19 protein-coding genes are annotated in these 19,424 nt (G+C 67.0%); 10 read left to right on the forward strand and 9 right to left on the reverse strand.

Annotation, left to right across the window (positions count from 1 at the left end):
* From GSQ76_RS31705 to GSQ76_RS08115, 3 genes are all read left to right on the forward strand, one after another.
* On the forward strand, positions 1–1,032 hold a 1,032-nt coding region (locus GSQ76_RS31705; RefSeq protein ID WP_254070299.1), incomplete at its 5' end, for an efflux RND transporter permease subunit.
* Between the two features lie 122 nt (positions 1,033–1,154).
* Positions 1,155–2,684: a fatty acyl-CoA synthetase gene (locus GSQ76_RS08110; RefSeq protein WP_158743402.1), complete on the forward strand. Its 1,530-nt coding sequence runs from the start codon at positions 1,155–1,157 to the stop codon at positions 2,682–2,684.
* A 71-nt stretch (positions 2,685–2,755) separates the two neighbouring features.
* Entirely contained in the window at positions 2,756–2,917 is a 162-nt protein-coding gene (locus GSQ76_RS08115) for a hypothetical protein (RefSeq protein WP_158743403.1), read from the forward strand.
* On the opposite strand, the gene GSQ76_RS08120 is transcribed toward GSQ76_RS08115, so the two are convergent.
* Genes GSQ76_RS08120 through atzF form a run of 5 tightly spaced genes read right to left on the reverse strand, consistent with a single transcriptional unit; the run spans position 2,893 to position 7,457 of the window.
* Positions 2,893–3,348, reverse strand: coding sequence for a M23 family metallopeptidase (locus GSQ76_RS08120; protein WP_158743404.1), 456 nt, complete (start codon positions 3,346–3,348; stop codon positions 2,893–2,895). The genes GSQ76_RS08115 and GSQ76_RS08120 overlap by 25 nt on opposite strands.
* Before the next feature lie 11 nt (positions 3,349–3,359).
* Positions 3,360–3,848, reverse strand: coding sequence for a histidine phosphatase family protein (locus GSQ76_RS08125; RefSeq protein WP_254070300.1), 489 nt, complete (start codon positions 3,846–3,848; stop codon positions 3,360–3,362).
* Complete coding sequence (gene hpxZ / locus GSQ76_RS08130; RefSeq protein ID WP_158743406.1) at positions 3,845–4,225, reverse strand: oxalurate catabolism protein HpxZ; 381 nt, start codon at positions 4,223–4,225, stop codon at positions 3,845–3,847. Before hpxZ ends, GSQ76_RS08125 begins: the two co-directional genes overlap by 4 nt.
* 2 nt (positions 4,226–4,227) lie before the next feature.
* Positions 4,228–5,592 carry an AtzE family amidohydrolase gene (locus tag GSQ76_RS08135; RefSeq protein WP_158743407.1) on the reverse strand — a complete coding sequence of 455 codons (1,365 nt, stop codon included), beginning with the start codon at positions 5,590–5,592 and terminating at the stop codon, positions 4,228–4,230.
* A complete protein-coding gene (gene atzF, locus GSQ76_RS08140; RefSeq protein WP_158743408.1) occupies positions 5,589–7,457 on the reverse strand; it encodes an allophanate hydrolase in 1,869 nt (622 codons plus the stop codon). Before atzF ends, GSQ76_RS08135 begins: the two co-directional genes overlap by 4 nt.
* An 88-nt stretch (positions 7,458–7,545) precedes the next feature.
* On the opposite strand from atzF, the gene GSQ76_RS08145 reads away from it, so the two are divergent.
* On the forward strand, positions 7,546–7,800 hold the full coding sequence (locus tag GSQ76_RS08145; RefSeq protein ID WP_158743409.1) for a tryptophan-rich sensory protein: 255 nt from the start codon (positions 7,546–7,548) through the stop codon (positions 7,798–7,800).
* Between the two features lie 9 nt (positions 7,801–7,809).
* Positions 7,810–8,520: an ATP-binding cassette domain-containing protein gene (locus GSQ76_RS08150; protein WP_158743410.1), complete on the forward strand. Its 711-nt coding sequence runs from the start codon at positions 7,810–7,812 to the stop codon at positions 8,518–8,520.
* Here the strand turns inward: GSQ76_RS08150 and GSQ76_RS08155 are convergent.
* Positions 8,471–9,967, reverse strand: a complete 1,497-nt coding sequence (locus GSQ76_RS08155; RefSeq protein WP_158743411.1) for an MFS transporter — start codon at positions 9,965–9,967, stop codon at positions 8,471–8,473. The two genes, GSQ76_RS08150 and GSQ76_RS08155, sit on opposite strands and share 50 nt — an antisense overlap.
* Before the next feature lie 176 nt (positions 9,968–10,143).
* Here GSQ76_RS08155 and GSQ76_RS08160 point away from each other — a divergent pair, with 176 nt between their 5' ends.
* Positions 10,144–11,451, forward strand: coding sequence for an MFS transporter (locus GSQ76_RS08160; RefSeq protein WP_254070301.1), 1,308 nt, complete (start codon positions 10,144–10,146; stop codon positions 11,449–11,451).
* Positions 11,452–11,463: 12 nt separating this feature from the next.
* Here GSQ76_RS08160 and GSQ76_RS08165 read toward each other — a convergent pair whose 3' ends face one another.
* Together GSQ76_RS08165 and GSQ76_RS08170 are read right to left on the reverse strand one after the other, a co-directional pair.
* On the reverse strand, positions 11,464–11,982 hold the full coding sequence (locus GSQ76_RS08165) for an MAPEG family protein (RefSeq protein ID WP_158743413.1): 519 nt from the start codon (positions 11,980–11,982) through the stop codon (positions 11,464–11,466).
* A 168-nt stretch (positions 11,983–12,150) separates the two neighbouring features.
* Complete coding sequence (locus GSQ76_RS08170) at positions 12,151–13,680, reverse strand: hypothetical protein (RefSeq protein ID WP_158743414.1); 1,530 nt, start codon at positions 13,678–13,680, stop codon at positions 12,151–12,153.
* Between the two features lie 415 nt (positions 13,681–14,095).
* Here GSQ76_RS08170 and GSQ76_RS08175 point away from each other — a divergent pair, with 415 nt between their 5' ends.
* Positions 14,096–15,112: a hypothetical protein gene (locus GSQ76_RS08175; RefSeq protein ID WP_158743415.1), complete on the forward strand. Its 1,017-nt coding sequence runs from the start codon at positions 14,096–14,098 to the stop codon at positions 15,110–15,112.
* A 119-nt stretch (positions 15,113–15,231) separates the two neighbouring features.
* Positions 15,232–16,737, forward strand: a complete 1,506-nt coding sequence (locus tag GSQ76_RS08180; protein ID WP_158743416.1) for a class I SAM-dependent methyltransferase — start codon at positions 15,232–15,234, stop codon at positions 16,735–16,737.
* 109 nt (positions 16,738–16,846) lie between these two features.
* Here GSQ76_RS08180 and GSQ76_RS08185 read toward each other — a convergent pair whose 3' ends face one another.
* Entirely contained in the window at positions 16,847–17,803 is a 957-nt protein-coding gene (locus tag GSQ76_RS08185) for an acetyl-CoA carboxylase carboxyltransferase subunit alpha (protein ID WP_158743417.1), read from the reverse strand.
* Between the two features lie 70 nt (positions 17,804–17,873).
* Between GSQ76_RS08185 and GSQ76_RS08190 the strand changes: the two genes are divergently transcribed.
* Entirely contained in the window at positions 17,874–19,040 is a 1,167-nt protein-coding gene (locus GSQ76_RS08190) for a thiolase domain-containing protein (protein ID WP_158743418.1), read from the forward strand.
* Positions 19,040–19,423, forward strand: coding sequence for a Zn-ribbon domain-containing OB-fold protein (locus GSQ76_RS08195; RefSeq protein ID WP_158743419.1), 384 nt, complete (start codon positions 19,040–19,042; stop codon positions 19,421–19,423). The genes GSQ76_RS08190 and GSQ76_RS08195 overlap by 1 nt, the downstream gene beginning before the upstream one ends.
* Position 19,424: the final 1 nt, after the last annotated feature.

Consider the following 19,424-nt stretch of genomic DNA (forward strand, 5'->3'; position numbering starts at 1 on the left):
AATAGCGATCCGCGGATGACGCGAGTGTTCTCCACCTTCACGGCCACCAACCCGTCGCTGTTTCTGGATATCGACCGAGAGAAGGCGCAGGCGCTGGGGTTGGCGGTGACGGACGTGTTCAACGCGCTGCAGGCGACGTTGGGCGGTGTCTACATCAACGACTTCAACCTGTTCGGCCGTGTGTGGCAGGTGAACATCCAGGGCGAGGAGCAGGATCGCAGCAAGATCGACGACCTCTGGAAGATCTATATCCGCAACAAGACCGGCGGGGTGGTGCCACTGCGCGCCATCGCGGATTTGCGCATCGTGCTGGGGCCGCAGGTGATCACGCGGTACAACAACTACCGATCGGTCACGGTCAACGGTAGCCCGGCGCCCGGTGGGTCTACGGGCGCGGCGTTGACGGCGATGACGCAGGTCTCGGCCAAAACCTTGCCCAATGGCTACAAATTCGAGTGGACGGGCACGGCGTATCAGGAGGTGGCGGCGTCGGGGCAGACCGGGTTCATCCTGGCGCTGGCGATCCTGTTCGCGTACCTGTTCCTGGTCGGGCTGTACGAGAGCTGGGTGATCCCGATTCCGGTGTTGCTGTCGGTGTCGGTTGGCGTGCTCGGCTCGTTCGCGGGCATCCTGCTGGCGGGGCTGACGCTGGATCTGTATGCGCAGATCGGGCTGGTGGTGCTGATCGCGCTGGCGGCGAAGAACGGCATTCTCATCGTGGAATTCGCCAAGGACCGGCGCGAGGCGGGCGAGAGCATCAAGGATGCGGCGATCCTGGGGGCGAAAACCCGGTTCCGCGCGGTGATGATGACGTCGGTCGCGTTCATCCTGGGGCTGCTGCCGCTGGTGATCGCGTCGGGCGCGGCGGAGATCAGCCGGCGGGACGTGGGCACGCCGGTGTTCGCCGGGATGATTGCGTCGTCCAGCATCGGGATCTTCATCGTACCGATGCTGTACGTGACGTTCCAGACGATGCGGGAAGGTGCGAAGCGGCGGTTTGGGCGTAAGCCGCCGGTGGTCGAGGCGCACTGACGGGGCTTACAAGGCCCCGCCCTGCACCCCTTTTGCCAAGCTACTTGCTCCGGTGGGGCGTCTGCGGTCATGCTCCCACTTAGGCCGTCGCTAAGAGCGGCCTCAGTTGGGGGATACCTGCCATGTCCGACGCTGCGCGCGCCGGCCGCAATACCATTGGGGATCTGCTGCGCCGGTCGGCGGAGCGTTACCGCGATCGCGTGGCGTTGCGCTGGGGCGATACCGCCTGGACATACCGCGCGCTGGATGACGCGGCGGAGCGTGCGGCGGGGGCGCTACTGGGCGCCGGGTTGGCGTTCGGCGACCGGGTCGTGGCGTATGGACGCAACTCCGACCTCTACCTGATTGCCTGGCTGGCGTGCTGCAAGGCGGGGCTGATCCATGTCTCCGCCAATTACGCGCTGACCGCGACGGAACTGCGCTACATCGTGCAGCAATCCGGCGCCAATCTGCTGCTGCACGACCCGTCGCTGAGCGATAACGCGGCGGCGGCCGGCGTGCGCACGGTCCTGTTCGCCGATGCGCTGGATGGTGCGAAAGGCCCAATGGGAGAGCAGGTGAGCGACGGGGACATCGCCCAGCTCTGCTACACCTCGGGCACCACCGGGTCGCCCAAGGGCGCGGTGATGACGCATCGGGCGCTGATGAGCGAATATGTGAGCTGCATCGTGGCGTGCGAGCATAGCGCCGCCGATCGCGTGCTGGCGGCGCTGCCGCTGTATCACACGGCGCAACTGCATTGCTTCACCATGCCGCAACTGATGGCGGGGGCGGAGATCGTGCTGATCGAGGCGCCCGTCCCTGCCCTGTGCCTGGAACTGATCGAACGGCACCGGATCACCTCGTTCTTCTCGCCGCCGACGGTGTGGATCAATTTGCTGCGGCATCCGGATTTCGACCGGCGGGATTTGTCCAGCCTGCGCAACATCTATTACGGCGCGGCGATCATGCCGGTGCCGGTGCTGCACGAGTTGCGGCAGCGCATCCCGGGCGTGCGGGCGTTCAACTGCTATGGGCAGAGCGAGATGTCGCCGCTGGCCACAGTACTGCGGCCGGAGGAGCATGATGCCCGCCCCTCCTCCGTCGGGCGGCCGGTGCTGCATGTGCAGACGCGGGTGGTGGATCTGGACATGAAGGATGTGCCGCCGGGTGAGCAGGGGGAGATCGTGCATCGATCCCCGCATTTGATGCTGCGGTACTGGGACAACCCGGCGGCGACAGAGGAGGCGTTTGCCGGTGGGTGGTTCCATTCCGGCGATGTCGGGACGATGGATGCGGATGGCTATCTCTACGTCGTCGACCGCATCAAGGACGTGATCAACACTGGCGGCGTGCTGGTGGCGAGCCGGGAGGTGGAGGATGCGATCTTCACCCACCCGGCGATCGCCGAATGCGCCGTGATCGCCATCGCCGACGAACGCTGGATCGAGGCGATTGCCGCCGTGGTGGTGCTGCGCGAGGGCGCCGAGGTAACGGAGGACGCGCTGTTGGCGCATAGCCGGCAAACTCTGGCGCCGTTCAAAGTGCCGAAACGGGTGTTCTTCGCCGAGGCGCTGCCGAAGAATACGGCGGGCAAATTGCTGAAGCGGGAGTTGCGGCGGGCATACACCGGGCAGACGAGCGCGGTGCTGGGAATGGCGGCTTCCGCTTGACAGGGGGCAGGAGTTTCTGCGAGTGAGAATTGCTCGCAACAAGCTCTGCCCGCTTTCCTGGAGTGACTCGCATGCCCGACGACAGGCCGGAAAAACCATCGCGCACTGTGTGGTTCGAGACGGGGATGGCGATGACGATGAGTTGCAGCCCGTCACGCGAGACGGGTGCGCTACCGCAAAAGCAGGCGCCGGCGAATGATGAAGGGCGTCAGCAGCGCGGGACCGCCAAGTAGGTGAGCGGGTCGACGGCCTGGCCGTTGACCAGGACGGCGAAGAAGACGTGCGTGCCGTAGGTGACGCCGGTGCGGGCCACATGTCCCAGCGGCTCGCCTGCGGCGACGTTGCGTTTGCCCTCCGCGATGGCCGGCACGAGGTTGCCGAGATGGGCGTAGAGCGTGATCATGCCGCCCGGGTGTTCCAGGTGGACGGTGACGCCGCCCAGGCCTTGGCGCTTGATGATGAGGACCCGACCGGCCGCCGCGGCGTGGACCAACGCGCCGGCAGGGGCTGGCAGGTCGATCCCGTTGTGGAACGCCGCGGGGGCGTGCGGGCCGACCGCATGGCGCATCCCGAAGGGCGAGGACACGCAGGCCGGGGTAACGGGTGATTGCAGCACGGGTTGCGCGCGCGGCTGGCCGAGCGGCACCAGCAGGAGCGCAGCCAATAGGGCGCGCCTCATCGTCGGGTGACCGAGCCTGGCGCCGGTGCGGGGGCCAGCAGGTCGATCGGTTGGTTTGTGGCCAGGGCCGCAAGCACCTTCAGCGGGCCGCCATGCGAGATTAGGATGTGGTCGCCCATCGGTAGGTCGCTCCAGAAAGCGCGTATGCGAGCCACCAACGCGGCGCCGGTTTCGCCACCGGGTGGGCAGAAGGCCCAGGGGTCGGCGGCCCAGGCGTCCAAGGCTTCGCGGGGCACATCGTCCCAAGGCAGCCCTTCCCAGGCGCCGAAGTCGAGTTCCATCAGGCGGTCGTCCGGCCGGCATGGGCCCAATGCCTCGGCCACGGCGCGGCAACGCTGCAGGGGGCTGGTCCAGATGATGCCACCCTGCCCTGCCAATTGGGCCGAGAGCGTTGCCGCGGATTCCGGGTCGGCCAACGGCAGGTCGGTGCGTCCGTAACACCGCCCGGCCGCGTCGACCGGGGGGTGGCGGACGAGCGCGATCAAGCGGGGATCAGGCTGGCATGGGCGGCGACGACCCGCCATCCTTCTGGCAGGCGCACCCAGCTTTGCATCTGGCGGCCGATCTTGCCGGGCGCGCTGGCGCGCTCGAACAGGGTGGAGGCGGTGGCGAAATCGTGGCCGAAGGTGGTGATGACGGTGCGGGAGATGCTGCGGGTCAGGCCCTGGGACGGGCGGGCGGCGCGGAAGGCGGCGATCTCGGCGGCGCCGTAGAGGTTCTCGCCGATGCCGTAGCGGATGACTTCGGCACTGTCCCAGAAGGTGGCGTCCAGGACGGGCACATCGTTGGTGTTGAGCGCGACCTCGTAGCGCATGAAGGCCTCGTGCACTTCGGCGACGATCTCGGGCAGGTTGATTTGCATGGTTAGTCCCATCCTATGGGTTGGCGCGTGGCGCAGATGCCGTCGCGTTCCAGGGCGCGGGCGACCCGGAGGGCGATGTCCTCGCGCCAGGGGGCGGCGATGAGTTGGACGCCGATCGGCATGCCCTCGACGGGTGCCGGGACCGCGACGACGGGCAGGCCGATGAAGCTGATGGGCTGGGTGAAGATGCCCATGTTGGCGCGGACCGGCAGGGTGACGCCGTCGAGTTCGAAGGTTTGCTGGCCCAGCAGGGGGGCGCCGCAGGGGGTGGCGGGGGCGAGGATGACGTCGACCGTGTCGAACAGCGCGAGAATGTCGGCGCGGAATTGGCGGCGGAACTTCTGAGCCTGGGTGACGAGGACGGAGGGCACCAGGGCACCGGCGAGCAGACGGTCGCGCACGGCCGGGTCGAAATCGGCGGGGCGGGTGCGGAGGCGGTCCAGGTGTAGCGCCGCGCCCTCGGTCGCGGTGATGACGTAGGCGGCGGCGCGGGCGCGGGCGGCGTTGGGGAGATCGATCTCGCGGGTGGCGCCGAGGGCCTGGGCGATGGTGTGGAGGGCGGCGAGTGCCTCGGGGAAGGCGTTGCGCTGGAAGTAGCCGCCGGCGATGCCGAGGCGGAGGCCGGCCAAACCGGTCTCAAGCGAGGGCATGGCGGGGGTGATGGGTTGGTCGACGCAGGCGGGATCGGCCGGGTCGGGGCCCTGCATGGCGTCGTAGCTGAGCGCCAGGTCGGCAACGCTGCGGGCCAGCGGGCCGAGATGGTCGAGGGAGGCGACGAAGGGGAAGGTGCCGTGCCGGGTCAGGCGGCCGAAGGTGGGTTTGAGGCCCCAGATGCCGCAGAGCGAGGCGGGGACGCGGATGGAACCGTTGGTGTCCGAGCCTAGGGCGATTGGGACCAGGCCGCCGGCCACCGCGGAACCGGAGCCACCGGAGGAGCCGCCGGACATGCGGGTGGGGTCGTGCGGGTTGCGGGATGGGCCGTCATGCACGTTCTCGCCGGTGAAGTCGTAGGCGTATTCGCCCATGTTGAGCGCGCCGACCAGGATGGCACCGGCGGCTTCGAGGCGGGCGATGAGGGGGCCATCCTCGGTAGCGGGCGGGCGGTCGCGGTTGATGAATGAGCCGGCGCGGGTGGGAAGGCCGGCGACGTCGAACAGGTTCTTCACGGCGAAGGGGACGCCGGCCAGTGGCCCCGTGGGGTTGGTGGCGGCGCGGGCCAGAGCGCGTTCGGCGACGATGTCGGTGAAGGCGTTAAGCGTGCCGTCATGGCGGGCGATGCGGTCGAGCGCGGCCTGCACGGTGGCGGTGGCGGTGGTGCGGCCGGTCGTGACGTCGGCAGCGATGGCGGCGGCGGTGGGCCAGGTCATGCGCGGAATACCGGGGCTGGATCCAGAAGGTCTGGCAAGGGTGGGTCGGTCAGCGTGGCGGCTTGGGCGAGGATGGTGCGCAGGTTGAAGGCGATGCCGGCCTCCCACGCCGGGTCGATGGGCAGGCGCATGAGGGCGGCGCCGGCGCGGATGAAGTCGGTGATGGCGGTCGCGGCGAGGTAGGCGCGCCAGCCGCCGTGGGCGGTGATGTCCTGGGCACCGGCGACCCCCGCGGCTTCGGCCAGGAAGCCGAGGCAGGGGCCGGATTGGAGCAGCACCGTGCCGAAGCCGAGCGGTGGTGGAATTTGGGCGAGCAGAGGGCCGATGGCGGTGGTGGGGAGCGCCCAGATCTCGCCGGCGATGGAGGCGCCGCCTTGGGTTGCGACCAAGCCGGGGCGGTTGCCGAGGGCGTAGAGGCGGTAGCCGGGGACGGTCTTGGCTTCGGCGACGAAGCGGCCACCGAGGGCGGTGACTTGGCCGTTGAGCGGCAGGCCGGCCATGTGGCCACCGATGCAGAATAGTTCGGTTTCGTTGGGGCCGGCGGCGTCCGGGGTGGCGGGCTGGGGCAATGGCGCTGCGGTGGCGCCGACCGTGTTGGTGGCGGCGCGGTGGAGTTGGTCGGCGAGCGCGGCCAGGCGGCCTTCGGACCAGGCGGGGCCGACGAGGGTGATGCCGCCGGGCAGGCCGTCCGCGCCCATGCCGGAGGGCACGGCCCAGGCGGCGAGGTCGCAGAGATTGACGAAGTTGGTCCAGGTGCCGAGGCGGCTGTTGGGGCCGATGGGGTCGGCGGCCAGGTCGGCCAAACTGGGGGTGTTCGGGGCGGTGGGCAGTAGCAGCACGTCGAATCTGGCGAAAAGCTGGGTGGCGAAGCGGCGCGCCTGGGCCAGTTGGTGAAAGGCGTCGAAGGCGTCGACGGTGCGGCGGTCCAGGCCGCCCTCCAGGATGGCGCGGGTGGTGGGGTGCAGGATGTCCGGGGTTTGTAGGACACCTCGGAGGGCGGCGGTGCGCTCGGCGACCCAGGGACCGTCGTAGAGCAGGTGGGCGATTTGCAGGAGCGGGGTGATGTCGACCTCCGCTGCGCCCAGGCTGGCGGCGGCGGCGCGGTACAGGCGGGCTTGCTCGGGCGCGCAGATGTCGGCGGCGACGCTGGCCACACGCATCGTGGCGGGGGCGCCGCGGCGCAGATGGGGCACGGGGGCGGCGCGGGAATACGGGTCCGCCTCGTCCAGGGCAGCAATGATGCGGGCAATTTCCAGCGCCTCGTCCACGCTGCGGGCGAAGACGGAGATGGTGTCGATCGAGCGGCATGCGGGGATCATGCCGCGGGCGGATACGCTGCCGATGGTGGGCTTTAGGCCGACGATGTTGCCGAACATCGCGGGGACGCGGCCGGACCCAGCGGTGTCGGTGCCGAGTGCGAACGGCACGATGCCGGCGGCGACCACGGCGCCGGAGCCGGAGGATGAGCCGCCGGGCACGCGCGCCGGGTCGAAGACATTGCGGGGGACGCCGTAGGGGCTGCGGACGCCGACCAGCCCGGTGGCGAATTGGTCGAGGTTGGTCTTGCCGATGAGCACTGCGCCAGCGTCCAGCAGGCGCTGGACGGCCGGCGCGTGGACGGTCGGGGTGAAGGCGTAGCCTGGGCAGGCGGCAGTGGTGGGCACGCCGGCGACGTCGATATTGTCCTTTACGGCGAAGGGCACGCCCCAGAGGGGACGATCTTGCGGACCCTCTGCCTCCAGCACGGCCGCGCGGGCGAGGATCTCGGCATCGGGGATGCGGGTGATCCAAATGGCCGGGTCGGCATGGGCCGCGTCGGCTGCCAATGCGGCCTGGACCGCCGATACCGGGGAGGAAAAATTCATGAGATGCTCCGTAGCCGCGCCGATCGGATGCAGCAACATTCGGGCCACGCTCGACAGGTCATCCTGCGAAACCGTAGGTTCCGCGTTGATGGACACAACCAGACTCCTCGGGCTGCCACCCTTCGTTGCTGTCTGTGCGCTGGCTGCGCTGTCGTTCGGGATGCACCGGATGGATTTGGCGCTGGGGGAGTTGGGGCTGTTGTGGTTGGCCATCGTCGCCACCATTGCGGTGTTCGCGCCGGCCTGCGCCAACGCGGCGTGGCTGGCGCCGTATCTGGCCTGGGTCACGTTCGCCGGGGCGCTGAATGACGCGGTCTGGCACATGAACCGTCGTCCTGCTTAACAGGCCCGCATGATCGAGATTTCTGGCCTGACGAAGCGGTTCGGGGACACCACCGTCCTCGATCATCTGAACCTGACCGTGCCCGGCGGTAGTCTGCTGGCGCTACTGGGGCCGTCCGGGTCGGGCAAGAGCACGGTGCTTCGGATCATCGCCGGACTGGAGGCGCCGGATGCGGGGACGCTGCGGTTGGATGGGCAAGATGCGGCGGGGGTGACGCCGGGTGCGCGCCGGATCGGGTTCGTGTTCCAGGGATATGCGCTGTTCGCGCACATGACCGCGGCCGAGAACATTGCGTTCGGGCTGCAGGTGATGCGGCGCCCGCAGCGACCCACGCGGGTGGAGATCGCGGCCGAGGTGCAGCGGCTGCTGGCGCTGGTGCGGTTGGATGGGCTGGGCAACCGCCTGCCGGCTCAGCTCTCGGGCGGGCAGTGCCAACGTGTGGCGCTGGCGCGGGCGCTGGCGATTCGGCCTCGTATCCTGCTGTTGGACGAGCCGTTCGGCGCACTGGATCGCGAAGTACGCGACGAGTTGCGGGGGGAATTGCGCCGGGTGCACGACGAGTTGGGCATCACCACCGTGCTGGTGACGCATGACCACGAGGACGCGGCTGTGCTGGCCGATCGCGTGGTGACGCTGAACCGCGGCCGGGTTGTGGACGATGCAGGCCCGGCTACAACCGCCGCACCGGAATCGTCCAGGCCAGCACCAGCGCCACGCTGACGAAGCCGGCGATGGTGAGGAAGGCGGATCGGAATGCGTCCCGGATTTCCGCCGACACCAGCGCCTGGTGCGCTGCGTCCAGCGACGCCATGACGACGGGGCCGCGTTCCACCATCCCGGCGAACAGCGTGGCGGTGTTGCGGTCGGTGGCGGACAAGACGGCGAACAGCACCGCGCCGACGATCGCCGTGCCGAACGCGCCGCCGACGGAGCGGGAGAACTGCACCGACGCCGCGGCCGAACCCAAATTCGCCCGGCCCGCGACCAACTGCACCGTCAGCTGCACGACCGGCATGCCCGTGCCCAAGGTCATCGAGTAGACGGCGAAGAGGATCGGGATGGAAATGTTGGACAGGTGTGGCGCCGCCAGCGCCAGCACGACCAGGGTGCACACGGTGAATGCCAGCCCGATCGACGGGAAGATGGCGGTGCGCTGGGTCTTGGCCATCATCCGCCCGGTGAACAGGGAGCCGAAGGCGATGCCCGCCGTCATCGGCAGCAGCATCAGCCCGACCTGGCCGGGCCCGACGCCGCGCACCACCTGCAGCCAGATCGGCACGAACGTCACCATCCCCACCAGCCCGGCGCCGATGAAGGCGCCCATGAGGTCGCAGCGCCAGATGGCGGATTGCTTCAGCAAGTCCAGCGGCAGCAGCGGGCTGGCGGCCCGGCGTTCCTGCCGCAGCAGCAGCACCAGGGCGATGGCGGCGACGATCACCATCGCGGCCACCAGGGGCAGAGCCGCCAGGTCGAATTGCTGAATCCGCTCCAGCGCCAGCAACAGGGAGGTGATGAAGGCGGAGAATAGCACCACGCCGGTGACGTCGAATTGCAGGCGGCCGCCGGTGCCGGGTTTCTGCGGCAGGCGCAGGGCCAACAGTCCGGCGATGATGCCGAGCGGGATGTTGACGATGAACACCGACGGCCAGCCCCAATGCTGCGTCAGCCAGCCACCGGCGACGGGGCCGAAGGTGGAGGACGCGACGAAGATGCTGGCGAGGTAGCCCTGGTATCGTCCGCGCTCCCGTGGGGGCACCGCCTCCCCTACCAGGGCCTGGCTGGTGGTCATGAGGCCGCCGCCGCCGAACCCCTGCAGCACGCGCGCCGCGGTGAGCAACAGCACGGTGGGGGCGGCGGCGCAGAGGATGGATGCCAGCAGGAAGACCGCCAGGGCCACGAACAGCATCCGGCGGCGGCCGAGCACGTCGCTGAGCCGGCCGTACACGGGGGCGGCGATGGTGGTGGCGACCAGGTAGGAGACCACGACCCAGGACACACGCTCCACATCGCCGAGCGAGCCGGCGATGGCGGGGAGCGCGGTGGCGACGATGGTCTGGTCCACTGCGGCCAGGAACATCGGCAGCATGATCGACGGAAAGACGGTGAAGAAGAGCGCGCGCGAGCTTGGTTCGGCGCCGGCCGTTGCCGCGGCTGAGTTGGACGTCATGCGCAGCAGCATCGGCCGCAGCGGCTTGTCCGGACATTGCTGGCGTGTTCACGTTTCCGCGAGCGAGGTCCTGACAAGTGCCCACTGGACGGTTTGGCCGCGTGCCCCGAGTATGCGCGGCAATGAACGAAACCATTCCACTCGACGGCCTGCCAACCGCACGCCGGCGATGGGCCGTGACCACGATCGTGATCGCCGTGGCGATGGCGGCGATGGACACCTCGATCGCGAATGCCGTGCTGCCGACGATCGCGGTCGACCTGCATGCCACGCCGGCGGACTCGATCTGGGTGGTGAACTCCTACCAGCTTGCTCTGGTGGCCTGCCTGCTGCCGTTTTCGTCGCTGGGGGAGATTTTCGGGTATCGGCGGGTCTATCAGTATGGGCTGATGCTGTTCGTGGTGGCGTCGCTGGCGTGCTCGTTGAGCTGGTCGCTCGGGAGCCTGACGGCGGCGCGCGTGCTGCAGGGCATCGGCGCGGCGGGCATCATGAGCGTGAACACCGCGCTGATCCGCTTCATCTACCCGGCGCGGCATCTGGGCCGGGGCGTGGGGGTGAATGCGCTGGTGGTGGGTAGTTTCACCGCGGTTGGTCCGACGGTGGCGGCGGGCGTGCTGTCGGTTGCGTCGTGGCAATGGTTGTTCGCGATCAACGTGCCGTTCGGGCTGGTGGCGATCTACCTGGCGCATCGCGCCCTGCCCGCGACGCCGCGGGCGACGCATCGGTTCGACGGCATCAGCGCGTTGCTGAACGCGGCCACGTTCGGGCTGTTGATCTTCGGCATTGGAGAGGCGGCGCATCATGCCAACTGGACCACCACGGCGGCCGTGGTGGGCGGGACGGTGGTGATGGGGTTCCTGCTGATCCAGCGGCAGATCGGGCTGCCGGCACCAATGTTCCCGGTGGATCTGTATCGCCGACCGATCTTCGCGTTGTCGTCGCTGACGTCGACCTGCTCGTTCGCGGCGCAGGGACTGTCGTTCGTGTCGCTGCCGTTCTTTTTTCAGACGGTGCTGGGGCATACGGCGGTGGAGACGGGGCTGCTGCTGACACCCTGGCCGGTGGTGACGGCGATCATGGCGCCGATCGCCGGGCCGCTGTCGGACAAATACCCGCCGGCGATCCTGGGCGGCATCGGCATGGTGACGTTGTGCATCGGGTTGACTCTGTTGGCGACGCTGCCGAGTGATCCGACCAATCTTGGCATCGTCTGGCGGATGATGATTTGTGGCGCCGGGTTCGGGTTTTTCCAATCGCCGAACCTGAAGGCGCTGATGTCCGCCGCGCCGCCCGAACGCAGCGGTGGCGCCAGCGGCACGATTGCCACGTCCCGCCTGGTGGGACAGTCCACCGGGGCAGCTCTGGTGGCGCTTTGCTTCGGGATTTCCGCCGTTCATGGGCCGGCCCTGGCGCTGACGCTGGGAGCGTGTTTTGCGGGTGGGGCGGCGGTGGTGAGTTTCTCGCGGTTGCTGACCAAGCGGTAGCGTGGCGGCGGGCTAGACCAGGCCGGCCGCCTTGGCCCAGACCATGAGCGCCCAGCCCAGGGTTACCCCGGTGATGGCCATCGTGGGGGCCATGCCGATGGTGCGGCCGACCGGCGTGACCAGGTAGCCGGCCCAGAACGTGACCCGGCAGACGGTGAACACGATGCAGAGCGCCGCGATGGCGGGCATGTGCGGCGCGTCCACGCCGGCGACCAGCGCCAGCAGACCGGCGCCGAAGACGATCCCGTGTTCGACCGAGTTGCCGATGATGCGTTGATTGGTTCGCAGGAATGGACCGTCACCGCCGGCCGCCGGGTCGAGGGCGCCGGTGACCATGCGGGCGGCCATTTGCACCAGAAGCATCAGCCACACCAGGATGGCGCTTGGCAGCAGAAAGGCCAGGCCCAGGCCCAGACGGACCGCGATGCTGGCGGCGCCGGGGAATACGGCGATCTGCCCGGCGAGGTGGCGCCACAGCAGCGCTGCTGCAACTACGCCGCAACTGCCCAGCAGCAGGGACACGCCTCTCACGATCGGGGTCCGTTATATTGCGGTAACATGGCAGCGGCATATCCGCGCCCGCCATCGCGAAGGGATGCCGATGTTGTGCCGATCCATTGCCGCCGCTGTTCTGGTTCTGCTGGCAGGCTGTGCGTCCCCCTATGATCCGCCCCTGGCGGGGGACCATGCCGCCGTCCGCTACCAGACCGACCTGCAACGCTGCAACAAGCAAGCGCAGACGGCCGCGGACCGGGTGGCGAACGCGACCCCGACCTCGGCCGTGAGCGCGGTGTTCGCGTCCGACCAGCCGCGGCGGGCTGCGGTACAGGCTTGCATGGTGTCGCGGGGGTATCGAACGGCGGGGTAGACGCGGTCTGGCGCTGGCGTGGCGGCCGGATCAGGCGGCCAGGAAGCCTTGCAGGACGGTCTGGTCGTCTGGTCGATCTCGAGGCAGAGGACGTTGCGCCGTCTTGCGTCCTTGAGCACGACCCAGCGTCCATCGGGACTGATGGCGGGCTGCACCTCGTAAGGCTGGCCCTCATTGGCATTTGCGGCGCGATACAAGAAGGCGCGCTCGCCGGTTTTGGCATTCACGATCACCACGTCCGAAAAGCTGTAGCCCTTGGCACTCCGCAGCCAGTCCGGATCGGCGGCGCCGCCAGGGCGGGCGCATAGATCGAGGAGGCCGGCGCTGCTCGTCGTGTCGGCGGTGCCTTGTAGCGATACAATATACCACCGTCCGTCCCGGCTGGCGTTGCAATGGAGGTCGCGGTTCGACTCGCTTACCAGGCGCGGTGCGGCCCCGGATAATGGGAGTTCGTACAGGCCACGTGGGCCGCCCGAACTTGAGCCGTAGACAATCGCCAGCATGGCTGGACGGTCGAACAAGGCTCGTTCATGAGTGAACAGCAGGGGCTTCGGCTGCGCGCTCTGGTCGAAGAGTGGGCGTGCTGGGTTGGCCTTGGTGGCGTGCCATATCCACATTCTGCGGGTGGTGTTGGGGTGTGCATCGCAGAAGCAGATGTATTCGGGATCTGCCGGGGAGAAATGCGCGTGATCGAGGGGATCGATCGTGCCGGTGGCCGGATCGGCGGCGGATTTGGCGATCGTGGTGGCAGTCCCCGTCGCAAGATCGATGAGCAGGATGCTCGAGGCGACAACCTCTTTCTTGTCGCCATAGACGACCCTGGTGAGCAGGGCTTGCCTTCCATCGGCGGCGATGTCGACGTCCTGGGCCATGCGTAATCGTTGCGAGACCCGGTGAGGATCCGCCTTGTACTCCGGATCTTCCCAGCGGAGGATGGACTTGCCGCCTTTGGCGAGATCGACGAACTCGGCCCCGAACAGGGTCGGCGCGACCAGCACGCCGGTGTGGGAGATGGCGTAGTACATTCGGACGCCTCTGAGCGTTGCCAGGGGCGCCGGGGATTGCGACGCGCCGGTCAAGTCGATGGCGGCGTATTGGACCGTTTGCGGATCCGTGCGCTGCGCGAGGACCAGGCGGCCGTCGGGCAAAAAGCCGTTGGCGTGGGGGTAGGTTGCATAGGTGTTGTCGGGCGATGCGACCGTGCGCTTCACCAGCCGCCCAGCCGACCCGGCGGCCTGTGGAAAGGCGCAGGCCGGCCGGGCCGCCGCCGACGTACGGCTGAGCGAGAGGAGTTTGGCACTGGCAAGCCCGCCGAGCACAAACCCGCGCCGCAGCATCGAGGGCATTCGGATCGTCTTCATGGGATTGCACCTGGTGTCGTTGGGATCGGCCATGTCGAACAGCCCGGAGATGGCCGCTAGAACAAGGCGAAATGCCTCATCCTCGCCGTCTCTTAAACCATGTTTGGAGCATCCAGTTCCTTACAATGCATCAGCGAGCCACATCGTTACGAAGGCAGCCGGCCTCTCGACAGTCTGTTTGCATTTGCCCTATGCATAGAGACATTGGCGGTGCCCGAAGTTGCCTCGCGCAAGGTGCCGATGACTGTACGAGGGCAGGAACCCCCTCCCGAGAGGATTTCGCAGAATGTCGTCCACGGCGTCCACGTTGACATGAACGCCTCCGCCAATGCCGCGATAGGTTCCGATCATTCCGCCGTACTATACAACGCTGAATACTTGCCGCGTGACTGCTGCACGGAATCGGGAAAACACTATGAACTTAGCTGACCGCGAACTCTGGTATCAGTATAGCCGGTCTATCGCAGCCGCTGAGCAGATGGGCATTGCGCCGGTTACTTGGCAGGTCTTCAAGTTCAAGTCTTCTACCGGCGATACGCTCTCCCGCTCGATGCTGACACTACATGAGATGGCGCTGCTGTATGCCCTCGCCCGGCATGTTTACAAGGGGCGCGGCGCGATCGTCGATGCGGGTCCACTGCTGGGTGCGTCGACCTTCGCGCTGTGCCGCGGCCTGGCCGACAACACGATGATCACGCCGGCACAGCGGGTCGGCCAAGTGTATTCGTTCGATCTGTTCCGCAGCCAGGGATACGAGAAATTCCTCGGCGACATCACGCCGCCCGCGACGGGAAGCCTGCTTCCCGAGTTTCTGAAGGTGAACGCCGACCATATTACCAGTATCGTTCCCCATCAGGGCGACTTCATGTCGTGGGCTTGGCCCAATATGCCGGTCGAAATCTTCTTTCTTGATCTGGCCAAGTCATGGGAACTCAACACCTTCGCGATTCGGCATTATTTTCCCGTTCTGATTCCCGGCGAGTCCATTCTTGTTCAGCAAGATTATATTCATTTCAATGAATATTGGATTCACATCACGATGGAGCACTTTGCCGAGCATTTCGAGGTCTTGGGGTTCATGCACGGCGCAACCTGCTTTTACCGCTGCGTGAAGGCGATAGATCGCCAAGCCGCAATGGTCGATCTGAAGGTGCTTCCCTACGATGCGAAGCGGATCCTCCTCGAACGGGCACGGGCGAAGGCGCCGTTTGGGGTGCAACAGGTGATGAAAAGCGCCGCGGCGAAGTGCGCGATCGAGCATGGGAAGCTACAGGACGCGCGTGACCTGCTGAACGACGTGGTTCTCGACGCGCCGGTCGAGCATCCCACCCTGGACGTCAGAGGCATCGCGAGGAGCAACTATGGTGTCGTCACCAAGATGCTGGAAACTGCGCTCGCCAAGCAGACCGTGGGATTGGCCGCCCCGCATTAGAGAACGCCGTTCGTCTGCTGCCACAAACCTCAGTTCACCGCGTCAAGATATTCTTATGATTAGGCCCCGAACGCATGCCGTATAATCTTTCGATACCCGGCCAGGTGTCAGAGCATCAATTGAAGGCAATCGAAGCGGTCGCGCGGCTGGTTCCACGCAACGGAAAAGTGGTAGAGGTCGGGTCGCTTTTCGGCAGTTCCAGCTGGGCATGGGCCAAAAGTGTCGACCCGTCCGTTACCGTCTACTGCATCGATCCCTGGGAAAAGAACGCAGGGGTTCGCTCGATGGAAGCCCGATACGGTGTTTCCTACGGGCTCGAGCAATTCAAGGTGCATACGGCGGACTGCCCGAACATTAGGCCGATGAAGGGCTATAGTCCCAACGATTTCCTCGATTGGTCCGATCCAATCGACCTCTACTATGAAGATGCGGTTCACGTAGACCCAATCCTGGCACGCAACCTTGCGTTCTGGTGCGGCAAGCTGAAGCCGGGCGGTATCGTTTGTGGCGACGATTACCGTCCTCGCTTCCCCGATATCCGCCGGGGCGCCAGGGAGTTGGCCGACCGCTTCGGCCGCGAGATCCTGACGGTGGATTTCTTTTGGTGCCTGTTGCCGGGGGACGATATGCTGCCAGGCAGCGCGGCCGTCGCCGAAACCCTGCGCGAGTTGGGCCGCCAGAACGACGCGCTGAAGCGGAGTTACGGCCCCGTCCTCTCGATCGGTCCACGCCAGCCCATCGCGGCGATCAAGCCGGGCGAGAGCGCCAGCGTCTCCTGCCGCCTCGCGAATGACGGTGTCGACCCATGGCCTGCCGAGGCGAGTGACGGCCTAGGCGTCGGTGTGCGCATCGTCGCTGCCGACCGGCCCGAGCGCATCGTGGCGGAAAGCTGGATGCTTTTGCCGCTGCCGCAACTCGAACCGGATGCACCGCTGGATTTCGACCTCAGTACGCCGACCAGCACGCTGATAGCGGGGAGTTACCGGGCCATCTTCGATCTGCTTCGGCCAGGGCTCGGCTGGACGATGCATCCCTCATTGGCCCGGGCGTGGGGCTTTCCGCTCGAAATCAAAGGCGAGGTGGCGCCAAACCCACCGATGCCGCAGCCGGCAGTGCCTGCGGCGGACACCCCGGCGCGTCCGACGGCGGCGCAAGCGGACGGCGCGCATTACGTCTTTGGAACGCCCATCGCGTTCCGCGCCGGCGGCCAGTCGGCGCGCTATACAAGGGAGGGATGGGTCCCGCCCGAGACGCGCCATCGCTGGATGTCAGGCGACACATCGCGGATCGTCCTGAGCGTCGAAAAACTGGCCGAGGCCGCGATCAGCGGTGCGACGGTGCATCTCGGCATGAAGGCAAAGCCGTTTCTGGTGCCCGGCACGCTGGATCACCAATCGCTGCTCATCAGCGTCAATGGCACGGTCGTGTTCGAAGAGGCGCTCACGGCCGAAATACCGGTTGCGGCCGTCATCCCGGCGGCAGTTTTTTTTGCGAAAACGCCCGTGGACGTCGTGTTCCGGCATTGGGATGCGGCGCGACCGTGCGATCTTATCGAGGGCAGTCTCGATCGCAAGACGATCTCGTTCGCGGTCTCTGAATTGTCGCTGACTCTCGATCTGGGATAAGCGGCGGGGTCGTCACCATTCCAAGGGGGGCCAGTCCAGAGGACGATTGTCCTCTGGTCGGGTGCGGGGCGACGCTTCGCTTGCGTACAATCTGCCTGGGCGCGTTATCCTAGACCGGGATCTCGCGCCCCATTGCGAGGAATTTGTCGCGCCGCCGGGCAATCAGGGTGGGACCGTCCATCCCGTCCAGGCTGGCGAGCGCGGTTCGCACTGCCTCCCCCACGGCGGCGATGGCGGCCGGGACGTCGCGGTGGGCGCCACCCAGCGGCTCCGGGATGACGGTGTCGATCAGGCGGAGCAGACGCAGATCCTCGGCTGTCAGCCGCAGCGCCTCGGCCGCGGTCGACGCCTGGGCCGCGTCGCGCCACAGGATCGAGGCACAGCCCTCCGGCGAGATGACGGAATAGATCGAGTGTTCCAGCATCAGCACGCGGTCGCCGGTGGCAAGGGCGATGGCGCCGCCGGAGCCGCCTTCGCCGATGATGGTGGCGATGATGGGAATGGGGGCGTCGAGACACGCCTCGACCGAGCGGGCGATGGCTTCGGCTTGGCCGCGCGCCTCGGCCTCGATGCCGGGGAAGGCGCCGGCGGTGTCGACGAAGGTGAGCAGCGGCAGGTTGAAGCGGCCGGCGAGTTCGATCAGGCGGCGGGCCTTGCGGTAGCCCTCGGGCTTGGCCATGCCGAAATTGTGGATGACGCGGCTGTCGGTGTCGTCGCCCTTCTCCGTTCCCAAGACGACCACCGGGCGGCCGCCGAAGCGGCCCAGGCCGCCGACGATGGCGGCGTCCTCTGCATAGGCGCGGTCGCCGGCCAGGGGCGTGTAGTCGGTGACCAGCGCCTGCAGATAGGCCAAAGCGTGCGGGCGGTCGGGGTGGCGGGCGACCTGGGCCTTTTGCCAGGCGGTGAGCCTGGCGTAGGTCGCGCGAAGTTGTTTGTCGGCCTTGTCGGTGAGGCGGGCGATCTCCTCGGCGATGTTGATCCCGCCGGGCTCCTGCATCTGGCGGAGTTCTTCGATCTTGCCCTCGAGTTCGGCAATCGGCTTTTCGAATTCTAGAAACGGGCGCATGGCGGCGTGCTGTAGCACAATCGCGGGGACCGGCTAGTGTGCGGATAAAGTTGAGGGGTAGGCTTCGTTCATGACGATCAAACGCCAAGCATACATCGTGGGCGCCTTCGAGCACCCGACCCGCAAAGCGCCGGACAAGTCGGTAGCCCAGCTTCATGCCGAATCGGCTGCAGGTGCGCTGAAGGATGCCGGGCTGACGAAGGACGATGTCGACGGCTATTTCTGCGCGGGCGATGCGCCAGGCTTGGGGCCGTTGGCGCTGGCCGATTACATGAATCTGAAGCTGCGCCACCTGGACAGCACCGATCTGGGAGGCTGCTCCTACATCGCGCATGTGGCACATGCGGCGGAGGCGATCGCCGCCGGGCGGTGCACCGTGGCCCTGATTACCCTGGCGGGGCGGCCGCGGAGCGAGGGGCATTCGGGGACCAATGCCCGGCCGGTGGTGGGCAACGTGCCGGATGCGACGTGGGAGGCGCCGTTCGGCCCGGTGACGCCGAATATTTATGGTCTATGTGCCATGCGCCACATGCATGAGTTCGGCACCACCTCGGAACAACTGGCCTGGATCAAGGTCGCGGCCAGCCACCATGCGCAATATAACGAGCACGCGATGCTGCGCGACGTGGTGACGGTGGAGGATGTGGTGAACTCGCCCATGATCTCGGACCCGCTGCATCGGCTGGATTGCTGCGTGGTGAGCGATGGCGGCGGGGCGCTGATCGTGACCAGCGAGGCGATCGCCAAGACGCTGAACCGGCCGCTGGTGCGGGTGTTGGGCGCGGGTGAATCCTATAAGGGCCAGGCTGCGGGTGCGGTGGACCTGACGTATTCCGGCGCCGTTTGGTCCGGACCGCCGGCGTGGGAGATGGCGGGCGTGAAGCCCGCCGACATCAAGTATGCGTCGATCTACGACAGCTTCACCATCACGGTGCTGATGCAGTTGGAGGATCTCGGCTTCTGCAAGAAGGGCGAGGGCGGCAAGTTCGTGTCCGACGGCAACCTGATTTCCGGCGTGGGCAAGCTGCCGTTCAACACGGATGGCGGCGGGCTGTGCAACAACCACCCGGCCAATCGCGGCGGGATCACCAAGGTGATCGAGGCGGTGCGGCAGTTGCGCGGTGAGGCGCATCCGAAGGTGCAGGTGCCCAATTGCGACATCGCCTTGGCCCATGGGACCGGCGGCTTCCTCGGTAGCCGGCATGGCTCCGCAACCCTGATCATGGAGCGCATCTGATGGCAGACCATGTGTTCGTGGCCCCGCCGGCCAGTCCGGAGAGCGCGGCGTTCTATGCCGCCGCCAAGGAAGGCAAGTTCCTGATCGGCAAATGCACCGGGACCGGCAAGTATTTCTGGTATCCGCGCGCCGTCTCGCCGTTCGATTTCGGGCCGACCACGATGGAGCCGGCGTCGGGCAAAGGTGTGATTTACAGCTACAGCGTGATGCGCCGGGTCAGCCCGCCGTTCAGCATTGCGTATGTGACACTGGATGAGGGGCCGACGATGATGACCAGCATCGTGGATTGCGATTTCGACGCGCTGAAGGTCGGGCAGAAGGTGACGCTGGTGTGGAAGCCGAGTGCGGACGGCACCCCCGTTCCCTGCTTCACCCCGGCATAAC

The sequence above is a fragment of the Acidisphaera sp. L21 genome, from assembly GCF_009765685.1.
Classification (GTDB): Bacteria; Pseudomonadota; Alphaproteobacteria; order Acetobacterales; family Acetobacteraceae; genus LMUY01.

Coding starts and splice junctions, on each gene's coding strand:
- GSQ76_RS08175 (WP_158743415.1), top strand. CDS start 14,096: ATGAACTTAGCTGACCGCGAACTCTGGTATCAGTATAGCCGGTCTATC.
- GSQ76_RS08195 (WP_158743419.1), top strand. CDS start 19,040: ATGGCAGACCATGTGTTCGTGGCCCCGCCGGCCAGTCCGGAGAGCGCG.
- GSQ76_RS08190 (WP_158743418.1), top strand. CDS start 17,874: ATGACGATCAAACGCCAAGCATACATCGTGGGCGCCTTCGAGCACCCG.
- GSQ76_RS08155 (WP_158743411.1), bottom strand. CDS start 9,967: ATGACGTCCAACTCAGCCGCGGCAACGGCCGGCGCCGAACCAAGCTCG.
- GSQ76_RS08145 (WP_158743409.1), top strand. CDS start 7,546: ATGGACACAACCAGACTCCTCGGGCTGCCACCCTTCGTTGCTGTCTGT.
- GSQ76_RS08115 (WP_158743403.1), top strand. CDS start 2,756: ATGCCCGACGACAGGCCGGAAAAACCATCGCGCACTGTGTGGTTCGAG.
- GSQ76_RS08135 (WP_158743407.1), bottom strand. CDS start 5,592: ATGACCTGGCCCACCGCCGCCGCCATCGCTGCCGACGTCACGACCGGC.
- atzF (WP_158743408.1), bottom strand. CDS start 7,457: ATGAATTTTTCCTCCCCGGTATCGGCGGTCCAGGCCGCATTGGCAGCC.
- GSQ76_RS08170 (WP_158743414.1), bottom strand. CDS start 13,680: ATGAAGACGATCCGAATGCCCTCGATGCTGCGGCGCGGGTTTGTGCTC.
- hpxZ (WP_158743406.1), bottom strand. CDS start 4,225: ATGCAAATCAACCTGCCCGAGATCGTCGCCGAAGTGCACGAGGCCTTC.
- GSQ76_RS08185 (WP_158743417.1), bottom strand. CDS start 17,803: ATGCGCCCGTTTCTAGAATTCGAAAAGCCGATTGCCGAACTCGAGGGC.
- GSQ76_RS08110 (WP_158743402.1), top strand. CDS start 1,155: ATGTCCGACGCTGCGCGCGCCGGCCGCAATACCATTGGGGATCTGCTG.
- GSQ76_RS08150 (WP_158743410.1), top strand. CDS start 7,810: ATGATCGAGATTTCTGGCCTGACGAAGCGGTTCGGGGACACCACCGTC.